Raw genomic sequence first — 19,022 nt, forward strand, 5'->3', positions numbered from 1 at the left:
GCCGCGCAAACCCCGCGCGGCGTTTTCCATTTCATGCCTCAATCAGGGCGTAAGTTCATTGCTGGGCGTTGAACACAAACAGTGCTTCGCCGTTGATCTGATAGCTGTTGATGAGCTCCTTGGCTTTGTCTGACACCAACCAGGCTTCCAGATCGGCCACCAGATCCGTCTTCACATGAGGGTGCTTTTCCGGATTCACTGGCAGATAGGCGTATTGATTGAACAGCACGGGATCGCCGGAATAGAGCAGCGCCAGATCGCCCTTGTTGGCGAAATTGAGCCAGCTTGCCCGGTCCGACATGATGTAGCCCCCCATGCCAGAAGCTGTATTCAACGCCGCACCCATCCCTGCGCCAACAGCGTTGTACCAGCCCCCAAATCCGTCAGGTGACAAATCAGCCGCGGCCCAGAGGCTCAGCTCTTTCTTATGAGTGCCGCTATCATCCCCCCGGCTGACAAAGGCTGCTTCAGAGGCTGCCACCTTCTGTAGCGCCTCTGCTGCAGAGCCTGCCTTTGCAACGCCCGCCGGGTCCGCCTTGGGGCCAACAAAGACGAAATCATTATACATGATCTCACGGCGATGGGTGCCATTGCCCCCGGCCAGAAACGCCTCTTCCGCCTTTTTGGAGTGCACAAGAATCGCATCCACATCACCTGCTTCGCCAAGGCGGATCGCCTGACCGGTGCCCACCACCAGCAGCTGCACCTCCAGCCCCAGATCGGCCTTGATTTCAGGCAGCAGAACCTCGGCCAGACCGGAGTTGTGGAAGGATGTGGTCACCGCCAGCTTCATCTCCTCCGCCAGCGCAGCTGTTCCCATCGCCAGCGCGGCCAAAGCCCCCAGCATAATCCGTTTCATTCGACAATATCTCCTCTTAGAAATGCGCGTCCCTGTTCGGTATGCGGTCGGGTAAAAAATGCCTCCGCCGCTGAAAACTCGGCAATCTGGCCATGCAGCACAAACAGCACCTCGTCTGCCAACCGCTGCGCCTGTCCCATATTGTGGGTCGACATGATCAGCCGCGTGCCAGACGCTGCCGCTTCGGTCAGTATTTCTTCAATCTCGCGGGTGGCCCGCCCATCGAGCGAGGCACAGGGTTCATCTAGAAACAACAGCTGCGGCTTACGAATGAGCGCGCGCGCCAGCGCCAGTTTCTGCCGTTCCCCGCCAGACAGCAGAACAGCAGGCCGTTGCAATGCATCCCCGCCAAGCCCGATCCGCTCGGCCCAGATCTCAGCCTCCGCCAGCGCCACCTTGCGCGGCACGCGGTTCAGCCGCAGCGGATAGGCGATGTTCTCGACCACAGAGCGGCGCATCATCACCGGTGTCTGAAACACAAAAGCCTGACGCCGCTGGGATTCCGCCATGGCGCAGCCCCAGGTGATCCGCCCCTGCCCAAGCCGCAGAATACCATGCAGCATCTTCAGCAACGACGTCTTGCCAGACCCATTCGGCCCGATCACGATGGTCGTCCCCTGCCCGTCCAGCCGCAAATCCACCGGGCCGATCAGCGTCTTGCCGCGCCGACGCACCTGCGCGGCTTCGACCACCAGCGGGAAGAGAGTGTTCGCCCCAGTCACCAACGCCCCTCACTTTCGGTCTTGCCCAGCCAGTGAATGGTCAGATTCACCGCCACCGCCAGCGCGATCAGCACAAAGCCCAGGCCAAGCGCCATGGCAAAATCTCCCTTGCCGGTTTCCAGCGCAATCGCCGTCGTCAGCACCCGCGTGGCGTGATCGATATTGCCGCCCACAATCATGATCGCGCCGACCTCGCCAATGGCGCGACCAAACCCGGCCAGTGCCGCGGTCAGCAAGGCACGCCGCCCATCCCAGAGCAGCGTACAGATCCGTTGAAACTGACTGGCGTTCAGGGAAATCAGCAGATCGTGGTAGTCACTCCACAGATCCCGCAGCGACTGATGCGCGATGGAGGCCACCAGTGGGACAATAATGATCACCTGCGCAATGATCATCGCGGTCGGGGTGAACAACAGCCCCAGCACGCCAAACGGTCCGGCCCGCGACAGCATCACATAGACAACAAGCCCAACGACCACCGGCGGCAGCCCCATCAGCGCATTGAGCACCGCAATAGTTGCCCGCCGCAACCGGAACCGTCGAACCGCCAACAAGGCCGCCAAGGGCAGCGCAATGACTGAAGCCACCAGCAACGCGGTCAAAGTGACCCGAAGTGAGCGCAGCGTAATCTCCACCAGATCGCTATCCAGCGTGACCACTAGCCAAAAGGCCTGGACCAATCCTTCCCAGAGATCAGACATTGAGGTGGGTAATCTCCCCTATGGAACCGGTCTTACCGCTTCCCTCTACTGCGTGTTGGTTCTGTGCAAACCACAATATCGGGCCGCCCAATAGACAAAAACGTCACCCATCGCGAAATTTGGACAAATTGACCCTGCCCCGTTTGCGCTGACATCACCGCGCGGACACAAGGTCTCGGGCAGAAGCATGTACACGGGTTGCCGATCCTGCCGGATTGACGCCGATCAGAGGCAGGAATTCCGCCCTTGATCGCAATTAAGTCGGGACACTTGCTTGCGTGCTAAATGCGAACATGAAACAAGATTTTCCCAAAGTGCCATCTCTGGCGCAGCTTTGAGGAAATGCCATGTTCGATCTGCAAACCATGCGCGATCAGCTCGCCAACCACTATGACCTTGCGCCAAATCCGGCTCTGGCCGAAGAGATGTCTGGGATCTACGCCAATATGGACCGGGTGGTGAACCCGATCGATTGGGCCACCTACGCGCCTTATGTTGCGGCCATTCTGGCTCTCAAGAAAGAGCGCAACGCCGTCATTCTGGCACATAATTACATGACACCGGAAATCTACCACGGGGTTGCAGATGTGGTGGGTGACAGCCTGCAGCTCGCTATGGAGGCCACCAAAGTCGAGGCCGACGTGATTGTGCAATGCGGTGTGCATTTCATGGCCGAAACCTCGAAAATCCTGAGCCCCGACAAGATTGTGCTGATCCCCGATATGGAGGCCGGCTGCTCGCTGGCGGAATCAATCACTGCCGACGGCATCGCCGAGATGCGCGCAAAATATCCCGGCGCGCCGGTTGTGACCTATGTGAACACCACTGCCGAGGTCAAAGCCGCCTCCGATATCTGCTGTACCTCCTCCAACGCGGCCCAGATTGTGGCGGCTATGGAGAGTGACACCGTGATCATGACGCCGGACCAGTATCTGGCGCAGAACATCGCCCAGCAGGTGCCGCAGAGAAACGTCGTCTGGTGGGAGGGCTCCTGCATCGTACACGAGCAATACACCGCCAAGGATCTACGTGATTTCCGCGAATGGAACCCCGGCACCCGGCTGATCGCCCACCCTGAATGCCCGCCGGATGTGGTGAATGAGGCTGATTTCTCCGGCTCCACCAGCGGCATCATCAAATATGTAACCGACGAAAAACCCGAAAAGGCGATGCTGATCACCGAATGCTCGATGGCCTCGAACATCGCCGATCAGCTGCCCGAGGTGGATTTTGTCGGCCCCTGCAACATGTGCCCCTACATGAAGAAGATCACGCTGGAGAAGATCCTCTGGTCACTGCACACCATGTCGGAACCCGTTGAGGTAGATCCAAAAGTGGCAGAGCAGGCCCGTGTGGCGGTGCAGCGGATGATTGATCTCAGCCAGAAACTGGGGATCTGATCCTTGGACACCCCCGGTGCCAAACTGACCGATACGGCCGCAAATCAAGCAGAAGCTCAGGTCAGGGTTCAGGCCCTGACCGAAGCCACCGCCAGCTGTGACACCGACCGTGTGATCATTGTAGGTGCCGGCATGGCCGCGCTCTATGCCGCGCTTGAACTGGCGCCGCGCCCTGTTCTGATGATCTCGCCCGAGACACTCGGCGAAGGCGCGAGTTCTGCCTGGGCGCAGGGAGGTGTCGCCGCAGCGATGGATCAGGCCGACAGCCCCGCCGCCCATGCCACCGACACGGTGCGCGCCGGTGCCGGAACGGTTGATGCCGAGGTCGCCGCCATGGTCACCAAGGTGGCACAGGATCACATTCTGGATCTGACCGATCTTGGCACGCCTTTTGATCGCACTGCTGATGGTGGCTTTGTCATGAGCCGCGAGGCCGCGCATTCCGTCGCCCGCGTCGTACGTGTCAAAGGGGATCAGGCCGGCAGGCAGATCATGGAAACCCTGATCGCCGCCGTGCGTGCCACCCCTTCGGTTCAGGTGCACGAGGGTACCCAGGCCGTGCGGCTTGAGGTGGCAGACAATCGTGTCACCGGCGTCTGGGTCAGTGACGCCAGCGGCACCTCGGTTCCCGTGCTGATCCGCGCCCCCGCGATCCTGTTGGCAGGCGGCGGATCCGGGGGGCTGTTTGCACATACCACCAACCCGCCCCGCATCCGGGGCCAGGTGATCGGATTTGCCGCCCGCGCCGGTGCCCGCATTGCCGATCCTGAATTTGTCCAGTTTCACCCCACCGCCTTTGATATTGGTGAAGACCCGGCCCCCCTCGCCACCGAAGCGCTGCGCGGCGATGGGGCGACGCTGATCAACAACGATGGCGCACGATTCATGCTGGCCGCGCATCCGGATGCCGAATTGGCCCCTCGTGACATTGTCGCCCGCGCGATCTTTGCCGAAACGCAGGCTGGCCGCCGCCCGATGCTCGACACGCGCGACGCCTTGGGTGCCGAGGTGTTGACCCGTTTTCCAACCGTCGCGGAAACCTGTGCGCGTGCCGGTATTGATCCCGTTGCGGACCCTATCCCCGTTGCGGTTGCGGCCCATTATCACATGGGCGGCATCGACACCGACATGCAGGGCCGCGCCAGTCTTGCCCATCTCTGGGTCTGTGGCGAAGCCTCTTCAACCGGGCTGCATGGTGCCAACCGCCTCGCCTCCAACGGCCTGCTGGAGGCGCTGGTCTATGCCCGCACCGCCGCTCAGGACATTGCCGAGGCACTGGGTCCTAACCCCACGGAGACGGCCACCCCGCCAGAAGTCTCGCTGAGTTTTGCTCCCGCCACCACGCCTGCCGCCCCCGCCAGCGCCGTCGCTCACCTACGCGAGACGATGACGGCCCATGTCGGTGTCCGGCGGGACGAAGCCGGGCTGAAAACCGCTCTTGTCACCATCGAACAGCTGCTGACAGAGCACGGTGACGACGAGAGCTTTGCCAATATGTGCGCCACCGCCACGCTGATCGCCGCCGCCGCATTGGCCCGCCGCGAAAGCCGTGGTGGCCATTTCCGCGACGACTATCCTGAGGCAGACCCTGCGCAGGCCCATCGCACCCACATCACCCTCACCGAGGCCCGCGCCATCCGTGCCGCCGCCGTTCAGGATCCGACATGACCCCGTCTTTCGCCACTCTCCCCGATCTGATCATCGAACCGCTTGTCCGCGCTGCCCTGCTGGAAGACCTTGGCCAAAGCGGTGATGTCACCACCCGTGCCGTGATCCCGGCAGAGACCACCTACGAGGCGCGGCTCAATGCGCGCGACACCGGCGTCGTATCGGGTATGCAGATTGCCCGCATCGCCTTTCACCTTGTCGATCCGACGCTCAAGATCGAAACCCTGGTGCAGGATGGCCAACCCTGCACCCCCGGCCAGACATTGATGACCATCGCAGGCTCGGCCGCGTCGATCCTGTCGGGCGAACGTGTGGCGCTGAATTTTGCGGGCCGCCTCTCTGGCATCGCCAGCCTGACGGCCTCCTTCGTGGCTGAGACCAAGGGCACGGACACCCGGATCACCTGTACCCGCAAGACCACCCCCGGTCTGCGCATGGTAGAGAAACAGGCGGTTCTGCATGGCGGCGGCTACAATCACCGCTACGGGCTGTCCGATGCGATCCTGATCAAGGACAACCATATCGCCGCCGCTGGTGGCGTTGCAGCCGTCCTGCACGCTGCAAGGGCCAATGTCAGCCATATGATGAAGGTTGAAATCGAAGTCGACACCCTTGCCCAATTGCAGGAAGTTCTGGAGACCGGCGGCGCCGATGTGGTGCTGCTCGACAATATGGACACGCCAACGCTGACGAGGGCTGTGGCGATGGCTAAGGGCCATCTGGTGACCGAAGCCTCCGGCAATATGCGCCGCGACCGTATTGCTGAGGTCTCCGCCACGGGTGTTGACTACATCTCCTCTGGTGCGCTGACCCATTCCGCGCAGACGCTGGATCTTGGCCTCGACTTCTGAGCCTACCCACCGGATCTGACGTGCAAACGGGGGCGCTGAGGCCCCCGTTTTTGTTTCGCCTGATGTACCTGCTCATCCCCCATCGGGAATGTTATGTGCCGCCTCGCGGATTGGGGTTGCCGACAGCATGATCACGCTGCCCACGTCCAGATTGCGCACCTCATATTGCGTACCGCTGGCGCCCGCTTGCACATCTTCCGGCAGATGCGCGCAGGCCTCTGGTGTCATCGCGCAGATCACCACATCCCGCCCGGTCAGCTGCGTCAGACGGAAGGCCACCGACAGATCATGCTGCAAGCCCGACTTCTCCCCCGACGGCAGCGACAGATAGGTGCCACTGACATAGATCGGGCCATCCGCCGGTGTGATCTGCGCCACCATCCTGCGGCTGTCCGCCTGCCAGGCCGTCACATCGCGATGTTGCAGCACATTGAACGCCAGATAGATCAGCGCCACAAAAGCCAGAAGATTGCGCCCGATGCGGTCCCAGCCCGCACCACGCGCCGCCAGCTCCTGCGACATGAGCCCCAGGAGCACCGCATAGTAGAGCCAGACAAACCCGGAGACACGCGGCGGCAGGGTGATACCGGTCTTGATCGTCTGCACAAAAATCAACCCCATCCCAAGGCAGATCCCCGCCAGCGGATAAATCGCGCGCCAGGGGTCGGATTTGCCGACCAGCCAGACGGCCCAGCCAAACAGCGCCATCTGAAATACGGTCAGCGGCAAGAAGTGGAACGACACCAGCGACGCAGAGCTGATCAGAAAACTCCCGATCAGGCCCATATTCTCCATTAACGACGCCAGATCATGGGCCGGGTTCGGCATCCGCCATTCGGCCATCGGGATGCCAAAGACACCGTGGAACAGATAATTCAGCGTATAGATCGACGCCATCGCCAGTGCGAAACACAGGATGAACAATCCCAGCAACGCCGCCAGATCCTTCGCTGAACGTTGCGCATCGGCGCGGGTCAGACACAGCGCCAGCAGGAAAAACGGATAGGTGGTATAGGCGGTCAGCGCCAGCGGCACAAAGGGCACCAGAAGCCAGCGACACGTCCGATCTGACAGCTGCGTGGTCGCCAACGCATAGATGGCAAGGATCGCCATGCCGGGGATCAACGTATTGAACCACAGTGAAATCAGCAGTGCCGGCGCAGACAACCCGGCAATCAGCGCCACCGCGCCCTTGCGCCATAGCGCCGCCTCCCCCCCCAGCGCATTATGCGCGAGGCATCCCAGAACCACCGCCCAAAGCGCGTTGTAGATCAGGTAGTTGCCCCAGCTTGGCAACAGTGTTTCGCGCAAATGCCACAGGTAGTTGACCCAACGCCCCTCAGTCAGGGTTTTAACGTAGTAGGTTTCCGCATCACCAAACAGCGCCGGATAGTCGTCGTGACGGATCAGCGGATCCGGCAGCTGGAACGCTGCCGCAATCAGCAGCCCGACAAAGGCCACTGCGATCGTCGCGGCCAAGGGCCAGGCGCCCCGCCGCGGCGCCACTACCGAGCCGTCCATCACCAGTGTCATCACATTGTCCCTTTTGCTGAACCGGCACTCACCAGACCCGCAGCCCGTGCCTGTCGCGCAATGACAGCCGCACGCGCCTGGGCGATCTTGGTCACCATCGCCTCGGGCATTGCAGAGACAACACCCCGGCGCAACCGCCAGCCAATACTGCCCGCAAGCTGCACCTTCTGGCCTGCCGGGATCTCGGTTGCCAGGACCTCCTCAGGCAGGCCCACGCGCCCGGCCTCATTCACATAGAGAACCGTATTGTAACGATACCAGGGCTCCACGCCCGCCGCCTCTTTCAGGGCCGGGCGCACGCAGTCAAATGCGCGATAGCCCCGCGCGGCAAAGAGGTCCTGCCAAAAGGACAGCGGCTGTTCATTGATATGAAACTCGCCGCCCTGCCCCGGAACAGCCGCCGAAAACAGCACCCGATCGGCGTGGCGTGTTAGCCCTGCAACCAAGGTTTCGGAGGCCGCCGTCGGCAGATGCTCACCAACCTCCAGACTCTGCGCCAGCTCGAACCGCCGCCCCAGATCAAAATCTCCGGTCAGATCCGCGGCATGGTAACACGACGCCGGGATCGCCAGACGGGCACGATCCACATAATCACCGTCCACCCCGGCGATGTCCTCAACGCCGGAACTTGCCCATTCACTCAGCCAGACACCGCGCCCGCTGCCCAGATCCAGCACGCTCCGCGCGCCAAGCCAGGGCTGCACCGCCGCGATCAGCGCCTTCGCCGAGCTGCGCGCGCCTGCCTCGATGTAATCGTAGAATTCATTCGAATACACATGCGACATTTCTTGCCACTCCTCTTTAAGCGCCGTGTCCGGCGTAGACCCAGATCTTGAAAAACAGGTAGTTCTGCACCGGCAGCCAGACTGCGGCGGTGGTCGCCGCCAGCCACTCCGGCCAGCCCAGCATCGGACCGATAACACCCGTCAGCAGCGCCGAGGTGACAAACCCCAGCCCAACGGTACACCCAAATCGCAACGCCTGATCCGGCTGGCCAAGCCTCTGGCGGAAGGTCCAGACCGTCTGGCCGACATATTGCACAAGAACCGCCAGGCCAAAGGCCAGCGCGTTGGCAACCCCCGCCGCCAGGCCGATCTGCAGGAACCCGAGAAACAGAAAGACGTAAATCGCCGCAACCGAGACACCAACGATGGCAAAGCGGATTAACTGGCCGATGTCCTTCTGAACGGCGGCGCGGATCATGATGCTTCTTTTTGGGCGGGTTCCGTGGCCCGTGGTTCACCCACCCGGCCCTCGCCGGTGAAATCCACCGCATAGGCTGCCGGATGGCCGGTTTCCTGTGACAGGAAGTAAAGCGGCCGCTGCTTGCTCTCCATATAGAGCCGTCCGACATATTCGCCGAGGATCCCCAGCGTCAGCAGCTGGATCGCCGAGAAGAAAGAGATCGCCAACAGAACCGAAGCCCAACCTGCAACCGTGTTGAACAGGATCAGCGAGCCAAAGACATAGATCGCCATCAGCACGGTCACCAACAAGCTGAAGAACGCCAGCCGTGTGGCCATTTTCAGCGGTTTGGTGGAGAATCCTGTCAGCGCATCGGTGGCAAAGCGCAGCATCGCCTTGAACGGGTATTTCGTCTCGCCTGCCACGCGTGCCTCGCGGACATATTCCAACCCGATCTGGTGAAATCCGGCCCAGGCGAACATACCGCGAATAAACCGTGCCCGCTCCGGCATTTTCAACACCGCATCCAGCGAACGACGGCTCACCAGGCGGAAGTCACCGGTATCCTTGGGGATATCCACATCGGACAGCGTGTTGAGAAAGCGGTAAAACAGATAGGCCGTTGCCTTCTTGAACAGGGTTTCCCCCTGGCGTTCAGCACGGCGGCCATAGACCACGTCATAGCCGCGATCCATCATCATCATCATGTCGGGCAGAATTTCTGGCGGATCCTGAAGGTCAGCATCCAGCATGAAGATCCGCGCGCCTGTCGCGGCCTCAAGGCCGGCGGTCAGCGCAACCTGATGGCCGCGGTTGGCCGACAGGCGAATGCCCCGCACCACCGGATGACGCTTATGCGCAGCCTCCATAGCGGCCCAGGTCTCATCGCTGGAGCCATCATCGACCAGAATGATCTCAGCCCGCTCCGCCCAGGGTTCGATTGCCTGCACCAACCGATCCACCAACAGGGGGATGGACTCTTCCTCATTATAGCAGGGTACAACAACGGATAGATGCACCTTCTCGCCCCAATTCTGTTTATCGTCTGCTCACAACCGGGGGACCATCCGCCCGGCATTCCAGCGCGATGAAAACATCTCAAGGGGGGTATTCTCACCCGAAATGGTTAACGCGCAGTTCCGTTTTTGGTCACAGAACGTGGCCAAACCGTGGCGAACTGGGGGTCAATCCGGGGAAAAACAGCAATTTTTAACAGGATTTGATGCGAAATCACAAACAATCGCGCGGCAGGCTCTCGCTCCATTCCTTAACGCAGACCTCGGTTCGTTCGGCACCTTCAGTGGCCACAACCTTGCGCCAGAGGTGGAACTCCTCCCGATCACCGCGCATCTCATTGTCAGTATCGACCTGCACCTGCCAGTCACCGCGCGCGAATGTAAACCGCCACTGGCTGGTAAAGGTGGCGCTGGCCGGATCATCTGGATGCACCGCATAGCGCATGGCGACATGGCTGCCGACCTCCATCCCGTGCACCGGATCAATGGCCGCTCCATAGTCATCAAAAGTCTCCAGCACCTGCGTGCCGTCGGCCTCTTCATAGGTGTTGGATGTGCCGGATGGGGCGCGGGTGACCTCTGCCTGATAGGTCGGATAGTCCCGCGCGGCGCTTGGCGCCTGCGCCTCGACCTCCTCAGCGACCAAACGTTCCGGTAGGATCAGCGCACAGCCCTCCAGATGCAGGGTCAGCGCCACAGGTTCGGGGCTGGGCCAAACGATAGGCCAATAGGAGGTCGACAGCGCTAGTCGCAGCTTATGCCCAGCCCTCAGATGATGCGCACATTCATTGAGGGCAAACTCCACCTCATACCGCTTGCCCGGCACCAGCGCCTCGGCACGTTCATGGCTCTCATCATGGCAGAGGTTCCGCCCGCGATAGCTGATGCGCTGCGACACGCCATTCGGGGCCACGTCACACAACCGCGCCATCACCTGCGCCACAGGTTTGTCGACAGAGAACGCCAGCCGCAGCCGCGCCCGCCCCAGCAATTCCAGCGGGATGTCCAGCGGTGCCGTATCGAAACAGGCCGACAGCGCATCATCACCCGCCTGATCGCCCGGCAATTCATTGTCGATCCGCATGCCCGCGCAAAAATAGCCACCGGCGGCACCAACGGTTGCCGGGTTGGATACCACAGCCTCCCCCTCATCCGGGGCGGCCTGCAACCTGCCCTGCTGTCCCAGATGATGCACCACCTCGCGCACATTCGGGGAGGGCCATGCGGTCTCTGCAACCCAGCGCCCCTGCCGGGGTTTGTTTTCCTTAGTGGGGTTGAAATGCTCCTGCATGTAGGTGCGATAATCCGGCAGATCCTCCGCCCCACTGTCTGCGCCCTTCAGCCAGCGATCAAACCAGCGCAGCACCTCACCGTGGAAATCATGCCCTTCCAGCTTGGAAATATGGGCATAGCGGTGCTCCCACGGCCCGATCAGCGCCTTGGCCGGGACCTGCATATGGGCCGCCAACGCAGGCGGTGCATTCACATAGGCATCGGCCCAGCCAGTGATCGCCAGCACCGGCGCTGTGATCGCAGACCAATCCTCGCAGACCGATCCGTGTTTCCAGAATTTATCGCGCTGCGCGTGGGACAGCCAGTCCGCGGCCATAAACGGCAGCGCCTCAATCCGCTCCACCCAGGCCTCGCGCCAGTCTGGGCGCAGCTCGGGATCCAGCGGGCGGGTCTGATAGGCAAACATCTGCGACGCCCAATTGGCATTATCGCTGAGCAGGCAGCCCCCCATAAAATGGATATCATCGGCATAGCGATCCACGGTTGAAGCCACGCTGACCACCGCCTTCAGCGCTTCGGGCTGGCGTGCGGCCAGTTGCAGACCGTTAAAGCCGCCCCAGGAAATCCCGATCATGCCGATATTCCCATCGCAACAGGCCTGCGCCGCAAGCCAGGCCAGCACGGCCTCGCCGTCGCTCAGCTCCTGTTCGGAATACTCATCGTCAAACAGCCCCTCACTGTCGCCCGTGCCCGCAATATCCACCCGCAGACAGACATAGCCCTCAGCGGCAAAGACCGGATGCGTGGTGGCATCGCGCGGCGCAGTGCCGTCGCGTTTGCGATAGGGCAGATATTCCAGGATCGCAGGATAACGCCCCTCGGCCGCTGGCCGCCACATCCGCGCCGCCAGCCGACGCCCATCCGGCAGCGGGATCCACAGATGTTCAACTCCGGTGATCTCCATCGCCATGGCGCGCCCTCTTCCTGTCTGGTTCAATCTCAAGCTGTTGCCACCCACCCAATCGGTCGGCGATCCGGAGGTCTAGTCTCCCTGCGACATATCCTGCGCCACTGGCAGGATCGGCGCCGATTTCTCCAATGCCAGCTCCGCATCGGAAAACACCCAAGGACCACGCACGCCCGGCACATCTTCCGGCGCAATCTGCATCTGGCGGTGCTTGATCTGCGGATCGTCAAACGCCTGCCCGATGGTGTTGATCGGCCCCGCAGGCACGGTCGCAGCCTCCAGCGCCGCCAAGAGATCCGCCTGCCCCCATTGCGCCAGCGCCGCCGCCAGCATCGGTGTCAACTCGCCCCGGTTGGCCACCCGCAACTGATTGGAGGCAAAGCGCGGATCAGCCGCCAGTCCCGCCATATTCAGCACCTCACAGAGCCGCGCGAACTGACCGTCATTGCCCACCGCAAGGATCACATGGCCGTCGCGCACCGCCATAACCTGATAGGGCGCGATATTGGGGTGCTCATTGCCCATCCGTGTCGGGCTGGTGCCGGTCGTCAGGTAGTTCATGTTCTGATTGGCCAGCACAGCCGTGGCACAGTCCAGCAGCGACATGTCGATATGCTGGCCGCGCCCGGTGCTGTGGCGCTGTTCCACCGCTGCAAGAATGCCGATGGTCCCGTAAAGCCCGGTGACAATATCAGTGATCGCCACGCCCACCTTCTGCGGCTCGCCCTCCGGCGCGCCAGTGATCGACATCAGACCGGACATACCCTGCAACAGGAAATCATAGCCCGCGCGCGCAGCATAAGGGCCATCCTGCCCAAATCCAGTGACCGAACAATAGATCAGACGTGGGTTGACCGCTTTCAGACTGTCATAATCCAGCCCGTATTTCGCCAGCCCACCGACCTTGAAATTTTCGATCAGGATATCCGCATCCCGGATCAGCTCCAGCACCGTCTGCTTGCCGTCTTCAGTGCGAAAATCCGCAGTGACGCAGGACTTGCCCCGGTTCGCCGCATAGTAATAAGCCGCTGTTTTATCACCGTCGCGCTCGATAAAAGGCGGGCCCCAGCGACGGGTATCATCCCCCTCGGGGCTTTCGACCTTGATGACCTCCGCCCCCAGATCGGCAAGCGACTGGCCAATCCATGGCCCCGCAAGAATACGGGCCAGCTCGACCACCTTCAAACCTGCAAGCGGTGTCATGGGCACTCCTATCAGTCCGCCCGCAATCTGCGAGGCATCCCTCTGCCAAGGCACGGCAGAGTGTTCTGACAGAGACTTAGCCTATCCATTCCTCTGCGGGCAAATAATTTGATCAAAACATGCGGAGAGTCTTAAGAACGGAGTGGCCAGGCGGGACAAACGTGCCGTTCATTTCTGGTACCTTCACGTCTGCTCACGCGCTAGCGTCGTAAGATGTTCAAGTCGAAAACGCTTCGTATAGTGATGGCGGCCGTTTTTCTGGCAGGTTGCTCATCAATTCCCGAAATGACATCGCAAGATGGATCAACTTTCGCCCTCAACCGTGATATAATTACCTATGCTGGGCCGGAGGGCTCGGCAACTAACTGTGCACTCAAAGAGGCTTCCAAACTTTGGGTCTGCGAAGACGGCACCACATCGATGTTGGTCACAGCAAGATTACCTTTGTCGTTCCAAAGAGTTTTGCTTGTGGAATTCGACGGCAAAACCTTCACAAATTCCCCGCTGCTAGGCGAGTAATTTGCTAACTTGTTCGCAGCACATTTGACTAATTTATAGGCCGACATTCGATTGCAGTGCAGCATCGGTGACTCTAGGCTCACAGCCGACCAGCAGGACTTCCAGCCCCAGCAAAACAATTGGCGCCAAATTTCACCGTATAAGACATCGCAGAGCGACTCGCCGCAACAGCAACTACAGCGCCAGCCCGCTCTGCCAGACCTGCTGCAGCTCCAGCGCGTCGTTCAGATGCAGTACATCGGCGCGCGCGCCGGGGTGCAGCCGTCCCAGATCGGACCGCCCAATCAGGTTCGCAGGCCGGGCAGAGGCCATTTCCAGCGCGGTCTCCAGCGCGACATCACATCCCTCAACCAAGGTTTTCACAGCCGTTGCCAGCTCCAGATGGGCGCCTGCAAGGGTGCCATCAGCCAGCGTCAACCGGTTGTCATCACGGCGGATTTCACGGCCATTCAGGGTAAACCGGTCAATGTCGGAACCTCCGGTAGCCATGGAATCGCTGACCAGAAACACCTGCCCCGGTCCGGTCTTTGCCGCCAATGCCGCCCGTATCGACGCCGGGTGCACATGCACACCGTCAGCGATCAGCCCCGCTGACAACCCGCCAAGATCAAGCGCTGCGCCGACAACACCGGGTTCGCGATTGCCAAGCTGGCTCTGGGCGTTGAACAGATGGGTAACACAGCGCGCGCCAGCCGCAACCGCCGCCACGCAATCGGCATGACTTGCATCGGTATGGCCCAGCGACACCAGCACGCCCGCCTCGCTCAACCGCCGGATCTGCGCCGGGGTCGCCGATTCGCAGGCCAGGGTCACCTTCAGCACCAGCAACCGGCTGGCCGCTGCGCATAGCATCTCCAGATCGATCTCGCTCATCGGGCGTATCAAAGACGCATCATGTGCGCCCTTGCGTGAGACCGCCAGATGCGGCCCCTCCAGATGCAGCCCGATGATGCCCGGAACCCCGGCGGCAATCGCCTCCACAGTCGCCTCAATCGCGCGGGCGACGAAATTCGGCGTATCGGTAATCAGCGTTGGCAGGATCGAGGTTGCACCAATCTTTGCGTGTGCGGCGGCAATGACCTGCAATTGCTCCAGATCGGGGGCGTCATTGAACATGACCCCACCGCCACCGTTGACCTGCAGATCAACAAACCCCGCAGTCAGGATACCACCGTCCAACTCGGTGAGCTCGGCCCCTTCGGGCAGTTTGCCCATCGGCAGAACCGCCTCGATCTGATCGCCGCGCAACACCAGCGCAAAATCATCCTCCCACCCCACCGGGGTCAGAATACGCGCGCCAGTCAGCGCACGCAGCGGATGCACATCTTCGGTCATACCGTTTCCGTCACTTTTTTCAGGTGGCGCGGCGCATCCGGGTCAATCCCGCGCGAGGCCGCAAAGGCCTCGACCATCGCATAGAAGGACACGATCAGGCTGATCGGATCGGTCAGCGCATGATCCGTACGCACATGATCTACCCGGCGCGCCGCCGTAACCTTATCCGTGGTGGCAAAGACCTGCGCGCCCTTGGCAGCGATCTGATCGGCAATGCCTGCCAGCGCGCCCTCGGCCGCATCTGCCGCCGCAAAGCCCAGTACCGGGAACCCCTCTTCCACAATAGACACCGGCCCATGCAAGACCTCCGCCGAAGAATAGCTCTCCGCATGCAGCTGGCAGGTTTCCTTGAACTTCAGCGCCGCCTCATTCGACACCGCCAACGCCTGCCCCCGGCCCAATGTGAACAGGGATGACCGCGCACCAATCGCGTCGCGCACCTCGGGCCAGTCAATACGACAGGCGCGGTCCAACTGATCCGGCAACGCGTGTAGCGCCGCCAGAACCGCCTGATTGCGATCCCATTGCGCCAGCAACCACAGCCCCGCCACAGCCGAGGTCACAAACGTCTTGGTCGCCGCCACGCTCAGCTCAGGCCCGGCGTGAATGTCCAGCGTGTGATCCGCCGCCGCCGCAAGAGGCGAGGCCGCATCATTGGTCAGCGCAACCGATAGCGCGCCATCCTTGCGCGCGCTGCCCGCCATAGACACGATGTCCGGGCTTTTGCCGGACTGCGACACCGCAAGGCTCAATGCGCCCTTCAGGCGCAGCGGCGCTTTGTAGATTGAGGCCACCGACGGCCCGACTGAGGCAACAGGCACCCCCAACATGATCTCGCTGGCGTATTTCAGATAGGTGCAGACATGGTCGGAGGAACCGCGCGCAACGGTCACCATGACATTGGGATCAAGGGCGCGCGCCGCATCCGCGACGGCCTCAATCTCAACCCGGCCATGGCTCAGCAGCCGGTCCACAGCCGTCGGGATCTCGTCGATCTCGCGGCGCATTTTGGTGATATCTGTCATGGTCCCCTCCTCAGGGTCGCCAGGTTAGGTCGTCCCGAGCCGCAGCTCGGCGACAAAATCATAGGCATCGCCGCGATAGATCGAACGGGTGAACTCCACCACGCGTCGGTTGCGCAAATACGATGTCCGCACAATGCTCAGGCCCGCCATCCCCGGCTCGACCCCCAGCATCTGCGCCTCTTGTTCGGGCAGGTTGATCGCTGAAATCCGCTGCAAGGCCCGCACCGGACGGCTGCCGGATTGTTCCAGAACCTCATAGAGAGAGCCTCGCACAGCCTGCGGATTGGACAGGATATCCACCGGCAGAGACGCGCGTTCGATCGCCATCGGACGCCCATTGGCCCGGCGCAGACGCGCGATTCGGGCCACGGCCTCCCCGGAGGTTAGCGCCAGGGCCATCACCTCTTCCGGTGACGGCGTGTGAATGCCGCGTTCCAGCCATTCGACACTGGTGTCATAACCGCGCCGTTCCATATCCTCGGTAAACGAGGTCAGCTGCGACAGCGATTGCTCCACCTTGGGCGTGCCATCCGCCACAAAACTGCCCGAGCCCTGCCGCTGCACGATAATGCCGCGATCAACCAGATCCTGCATCGCCCGGCGCACGGTGACCCGCGACAGACCGGTGAGTGTTGCAATCTCCCGCTCCGCAGGCAGCGGTGCGCTTTTCGGCAAGAGCCCGGTTTCAATGCCATCTTCAATGCGCTGGCGCAGCCGCACGTAGCGGGGACCCGCCGCATCGTCCAGCCAGGCGGCCGGCGTCAGGAATTCCTCGACCGTCATACCATCTCCTGCGCGATCTCGCGGGCAAATCGGCCTGCCAGCTCCAACGCGCCATCCAGCGGTGAACCTTCGGCCCCGCGCAGGTAATCCGCCACATCCCCAGGCAGATAGGCGGCGTATTGCGCGGCGACACCCCCAATATGATAAACAGGTTCCTCAGGCCGGCGCCCGAGCGCCTGCAGCCCGTTGCACAGATACTCTGCGCCCTCCGCCATCAGCCGCCGCCCTGCCGCATCCCCCTCAACCGCAGCCTTGGCCACACGTGGCGCATAGGCGCCAAAGGCCACCGGCCGCGCGGTCTGGGCGAAACGGACAATCTTTGCCGTCTCATTGGAAAAATCACGCAAACAACTGCGCAGAAGCGGCGTCATCGGCTCAATCCCTTCGGCTGCCTGCAAGGTCAGCTGTAACGCACGGCGCCCCAGCCAGCCGCCCGACGCCTCATCCCCCAGCACCGTACCATGCCCCCCGATGAGCGTGACCTGACCCGCCACCTGACGCCCCAAAAACGACCCGGTACCGACCCCGATCAGACTGGCGGTATCCTCCCCCAATGCGCCAACCACTGCGGGCATGCGGTCATCCTCCACCCGGACATGCGCCTGTGGCAGCGCGTCCGCGACACGCGCGGCAGACTCACCATCAATGACACCGGCCAACCCGGCATAAACCGGAATCTGATGAAACACCTCATCGGTCAGACCCGACTGCCGCTGCAAATCCGCCAATCCGGCACTCAGGGTCTCAACCGCAAGCTCGGGCGCGGTATAGACATTGGCACTGCCGCCAGTCACCACCAATTGCTGTGGCGGTGTCGCTCCTGATTTCAGCAGGGCAAAGCGGCAGGAGGTTCCCCCTCCATCCACGGCGATCAGATATGGAAAGCGCGAGTCGGTCATGCAATACCTATAAGATACCTTTCATCCAAAATAAAGACCTCTCTAACAGCAAGATCACCATACAGCAGAGTAATTAGCGGAATTTACTGCAAAAAACTCTCTCACAAATTAAATGGTAGACAAGTGGTATTGTATAGGTATTAAATACTTCTCATTCACCTGAGGGGGAGGAATCACATGGGATCGAGGAGCGACCACTCGCCCAAGACCGGCATATCTGCACAGGCTGAGGCGCAGACAGAGACATTACACCCCGATGCTCAGGGGCTGGATCTGCGTGCCGATGCGGAGATTCTCGACACCCTGCTGACCGGTCAATTGCGTGCACTCGAAGCCGTTGCCGACGCACGCCCGGCCATCTCGGCCGGTGCGGCCCTGCTCACCAACAGCCTGCACAATGGCGGCCATCTGCATTACGCGGCCGCCGGATCTTCTGCCCTGATGGCACTGGCTGACGGTGCGGAACTGCCGGGCACCTTCGGCATCAGCGCCGACCAGATTTCCATTCATATGGCTGGCGGCATCCCCGCCGACGGACGTATGCCCGGCCATACTGAAGATGACGATGAGGCAGGTGCCAAAGCCGCTGCGACTGTTGCCGCAAATGATGTGGTCATTGCCCTTTCCGCCAGCGGCAGCACCCCATTCCCGATGGGCTTTGCCCGGACTGCGCAGGCCGCCGGAGCCAAGGTCATCGCCATTGCCAACAACGCTGGCACACCGCTTCTGAACCTGGCTGATGTGGCGATCTGCCTGCCCACCCCACCAGAGGTCATCGCAGGATCGACCCGCATGGGGGCCGGCACCGCGCAAAAGGCCGCTCTGAATATGATGTCCACCTTAGCCGGTATCCGGATGGGGCATGTGATGGACGGCATGATGGTCAACCTCATTGCCGACAATGCCAAGCTGCGCCAGCGCGCGATCCGCATAGTCAGCACCCTCACACAGCAGGATGCAGAGGCCGCGGCCCGCGCGCTGGATCAAACCGGCGGCGCGGTGAAACCCGCTATTCTGCTCCTGCAGGGGGCCGCGTCACCGACAGCCGCAGACACATTGCTGCGCCACTACAAGGACAACCTGCGAGCCGCGCTCGCACAGGTGTAACGGTCGGCCACGCGCC

General features: G+C 61.6%; 17 protein-coding genes. 4 read left to right on the plus strand and 13 right to left on the minus strand.

The annotated features are described in order from the left end of the window. Positions 1-55 precede the first annotated feature (55 nt). The 3 genes from J4721_RS16490 to J4721_RS16500 are packed head-to-tail and all read right to left on the minus strand — an operon-like array spanning position 56 to position 2,282. Complete coding sequence (locus J4721_RS16490) at positions 56-859, minus strand: substrate-binding domain-containing protein (protein ID WP_211003239.1); 804 nt, start codon at positions 857-859, stop codon at positions 56-58. Then, positions 856-1,581, minus strand: a complete 726-nt coding sequence (locus J4721_RS16495) for an ATP-binding cassette domain-containing protein (RefSeq protein WP_102883958.1) — start codon at positions 1,579-1,581, stop codon at positions 856-858. Before J4721_RS16495 ends, J4721_RS16490 begins: the two co-directional genes overlap by 4 nt. Next, positions 1,578-2,282, minus strand: a complete 705-nt coding sequence (locus J4721_RS16500) for an ABC transporter permease (protein WP_027246322.1) — start codon at positions 2,280-2,282, stop codon at positions 1,578-1,580. The genes J4721_RS16495 and J4721_RS16500 overlap by 4 nt, the downstream gene beginning before the upstream one ends. Before the next feature lie 347 nt (positions 2,283-2,629). Between J4721_RS16500 and nadA the strand changes: the two genes are divergently transcribed. The 3 genes from nadA to nadC are packed head-to-tail and all read left to right on the plus strand — an operon-like array spanning position 2,630 to position 6,201. Further along, the gene (gene nadA, locus J4721_RS16505; protein ID WP_211003238.1) at positions 2,630-3,682 is read left to right on the plus strand and encodes a quinolinate synthase NadA; all 1,053 of its coding nucleotides are present in this window, start codon (positions 2,630-2,632) and stop codon (positions 3,680-3,682) included. A 3-nt stretch (positions 3,683-3,685) separates the two neighbouring features. Next, positions 3,686-5,350 (plus strand): L-aspartate oxidase, encoded by a 1,665-nt coding sequence (locus tag J4721_RS16510; RefSeq protein ID WP_211003237.1) that lies wholly within the window; start codon positions 3,686-3,688, stop codon positions 5,348-5,350. Further along, the gene (nadC, locus tag J4721_RS16515) at positions 5,347-6,201 is read left to right on the plus strand and encodes a carboxylating nicotinate-nucleotide diphosphorylase (protein WP_211003236.1); all 855 of its coding nucleotides are present in this window, start codon (positions 5,347-5,349) and stop codon (positions 6,199-6,201) included. Before J4721_RS16510 ends, nadC begins: the two co-directional genes overlap by 4 nt. A 72-nt stretch (positions 6,202-6,273) precedes the next feature. Here nadC and J4721_RS16520 read toward each other — a convergent pair whose 3' ends face one another. The 10 genes from J4721_RS16520 to J4721_RS16565 all read right to left on the minus strand — a co-directional run bounded on the left by J4721_RS16520 (position 6,274) and on the right by J4721_RS16565 (position 17,899). Continuing rightward, on the minus strand, positions 6,274-7,734 hold the full coding sequence (locus tag J4721_RS16520; RefSeq protein WP_211003235.1) for a hypothetical protein: 1,461 nt from the start codon (positions 7,732-7,734) through the stop codon (positions 6,274-6,276). Next, positions 7,734-8,519 carry a hypothetical protein gene (locus J4721_RS16525; protein ID WP_211003234.1) on the minus strand — a complete coding sequence of 262 codons (786 nt, stop codon included), beginning with the start codon at positions 8,517-8,519 and terminating at the stop codon, positions 7,734-7,736. The genes J4721_RS16520 and J4721_RS16525 overlap by 1 nt, the downstream gene beginning before the upstream one ends. A gap of 16 nt (positions 8,520-8,535) precedes the next feature. Further along, positions 8,536-8,937, minus strand: coding sequence for a GtrA family protein (locus tag J4721_RS16530; protein ID WP_211003233.1), 402 nt, complete (start codon positions 8,935-8,937; stop codon positions 8,536-8,538). Next, a complete protein-coding gene (locus tag J4721_RS16535; protein WP_014880974.1) occupies positions 8,934-9,938 on the minus strand; it encodes a glycosyltransferase family 2 protein in 1,005 nt (334 codons plus the stop codon). Before J4721_RS16535 ends, J4721_RS16530 begins: the two co-directional genes overlap by 4 nt. 211 nt (positions 9,939-10,149) lie before the next feature. After that, positions 10,150-12,138: a CocE/NonD family hydrolase gene (locus J4721_RS16540; protein ID WP_211003232.1), complete on the minus strand. Its 1,989-nt coding sequence runs from the start codon at positions 12,136-12,138 to the stop codon at positions 10,150-10,152. Between the two features lie 72 nt (positions 12,139-12,210). Continuing rightward, a complete protein-coding gene (locus J4721_RS16545; protein ID WP_102870404.1) occupies positions 12,211-13,338 on the minus strand; it encodes a CaiB/BaiF CoA-transferase family protein in 1,128 nt (375 codons plus the stop codon). A 693-nt stretch (positions 13,339-14,031) separates the two neighbouring features. After that, entirely contained in the window at positions 14,032-15,192 is a 1,161-nt protein-coding gene (nagA, locus tag J4721_RS16550) for an N-acetylglucosamine-6-phosphate deacetylase (protein WP_211003231.1), read from the minus strand. Then, positions 15,189-16,217, minus strand: a complete 1,029-nt coding sequence (locus J4721_RS16555) for an SIS domain-containing protein (RefSeq protein ID WP_211003230.1) — start codon at positions 16,215-16,217, stop codon at positions 15,189-15,191. The genes nagA and J4721_RS16555 overlap by 4 nt, the downstream gene beginning before the upstream one ends. A 24-nt stretch (positions 16,218-16,241) precedes the next feature. Continuing rightward, a complete protein-coding gene (locus tag J4721_RS16560) occupies positions 16,242-17,000 on the minus strand; it encodes a GntR family transcriptional regulator (protein WP_211003229.1) in 759 nt (252 codons plus the stop codon). Beyond that, positions 16,997-17,899, minus strand: coding sequence for a BadF/BadG/BcrA/BcrD ATPase family protein (locus tag J4721_RS16565; RefSeq protein WP_211003228.1), 903 nt, complete (start codon positions 17,897-17,899; stop codon positions 16,997-16,999). The genes J4721_RS16560 and J4721_RS16565 overlap by 4 nt, the downstream gene beginning before the upstream one ends. Before the next feature lie 177 nt (positions 17,900-18,076). Here J4721_RS16565 and J4721_RS16570 point away from each other — a divergent pair, with 177 nt between their 5' ends. Next, a complete protein-coding gene (locus tag J4721_RS16570; RefSeq protein WP_211003227.1) occupies positions 18,077-19,006 on the plus strand; it encodes an N-acetylmuramic acid 6-phosphate etherase in 930 nt (309 codons plus the stop codon). Positions 19,007-19,022 lie beyond the last annotated feature (16 nt).

The organism is Phaeobacter sp. HS011 (genome assembly GCF_018101215.1).
In the GTDB taxonomy this organism is placed as follows: Bacteria; Pseudomonadota; Alphaproteobacteria; order Rhodobacterales; family Rhodobacteraceae; genus Phaeobacter; species Phaeobacter inhibens.

Excerpts from the sequence above, each read along its gene's own strand:
- J4721_RS16525 (WP_211003234.1), bottom strand. The coding sequence starts at position 8,519 with ATGTCGCATGTGTATTCGAATGAATTCTACGATTACATCGAGGCAGGC.
- J4721_RS16540 (WP_211003232.1), bottom strand. The coding sequence starts at position 12,138 with ATGGCGATGGAGATCACCGGAGTTGAACATCTGTGGATCCCGCTGCCG.
- J4721_RS16555 (WP_211003230.1), bottom strand. The coding sequence starts at position 16,217 with ATGACAGATATCACCAAAATGCGCCGCGAGATCGACGAGATCCCGACG.
- J4721_RS16490 (WP_211003239.1), bottom strand. The coding sequence starts at position 859 with ATGAAACGGATTATGCTGGGGGCTTTGGCCGCGCTGGCGATGGGAACA.
- J4721_RS16560 (WP_211003229.1), bottom strand. The coding sequence starts at position 17,000 with ATGACGGTCGAGGAATTCCTGACGCCGGCCGCCTGGCTGGACGATGCG.
- J4721_RS16570 (WP_211003227.1), top strand. The coding sequence starts at position 18,077 with ATGGGATCGAGGAGCGACCACTCGCCCAAGACCGGCATATCTGCACAG.
- J4721_RS16565 (WP_211003228.1), bottom strand. The coding sequence starts at position 17,899 with ATGACCGACTCGCGCTTTCCATATCTGATCGCCGTGGATGGAGGGGGA.
- nadA (WP_211003238.1), top strand. The coding sequence starts at position 2,630 with ATGTTCGATCTGCAAACCATGCGCGATCAGCTCGCCAACCACTATGAC.
- nagA (WP_211003231.1), bottom strand. The coding sequence starts at position 15,192 with ATGACCGAAGATGTGCATCCGCTGCGTGCGCTGACTGGCGCGCGTATT.
- J4721_RS16545 (WP_102870404.1), bottom strand. The coding sequence starts at position 13,338 with ATGACACCGCTTGCAGGTTTGAAGGTGGTCGAGCTGGCCCGTATTCTT.
- J4721_RS16520 (WP_211003235.1), bottom strand. The coding sequence starts at position 7,734 with ATGACACTGGTGATGGACGGCTCGGTAGTGGCGCCGCGGCGGGGCGCC.
- J4721_RS16530 (WP_211003233.1), bottom strand. The coding sequence starts at position 8,937 with ATGATCCGCGCCGCCGTTCAGAAGGACATCGGCCAGTTAATCCGCTTT.
- J4721_RS16500 (WP_027246322.1), bottom strand. The coding sequence starts at position 2,282 with ATGTCTGATCTCTGGGAAGGATTGGTCCAGGCCTTTTGGCTAGTGGTC.
- nadC (WP_211003236.1), top strand. The coding sequence starts at position 5,347 with ATGACCCCGTCTTTCGCCACTCTCCCCGATCTGATCATCGAACCGCTT.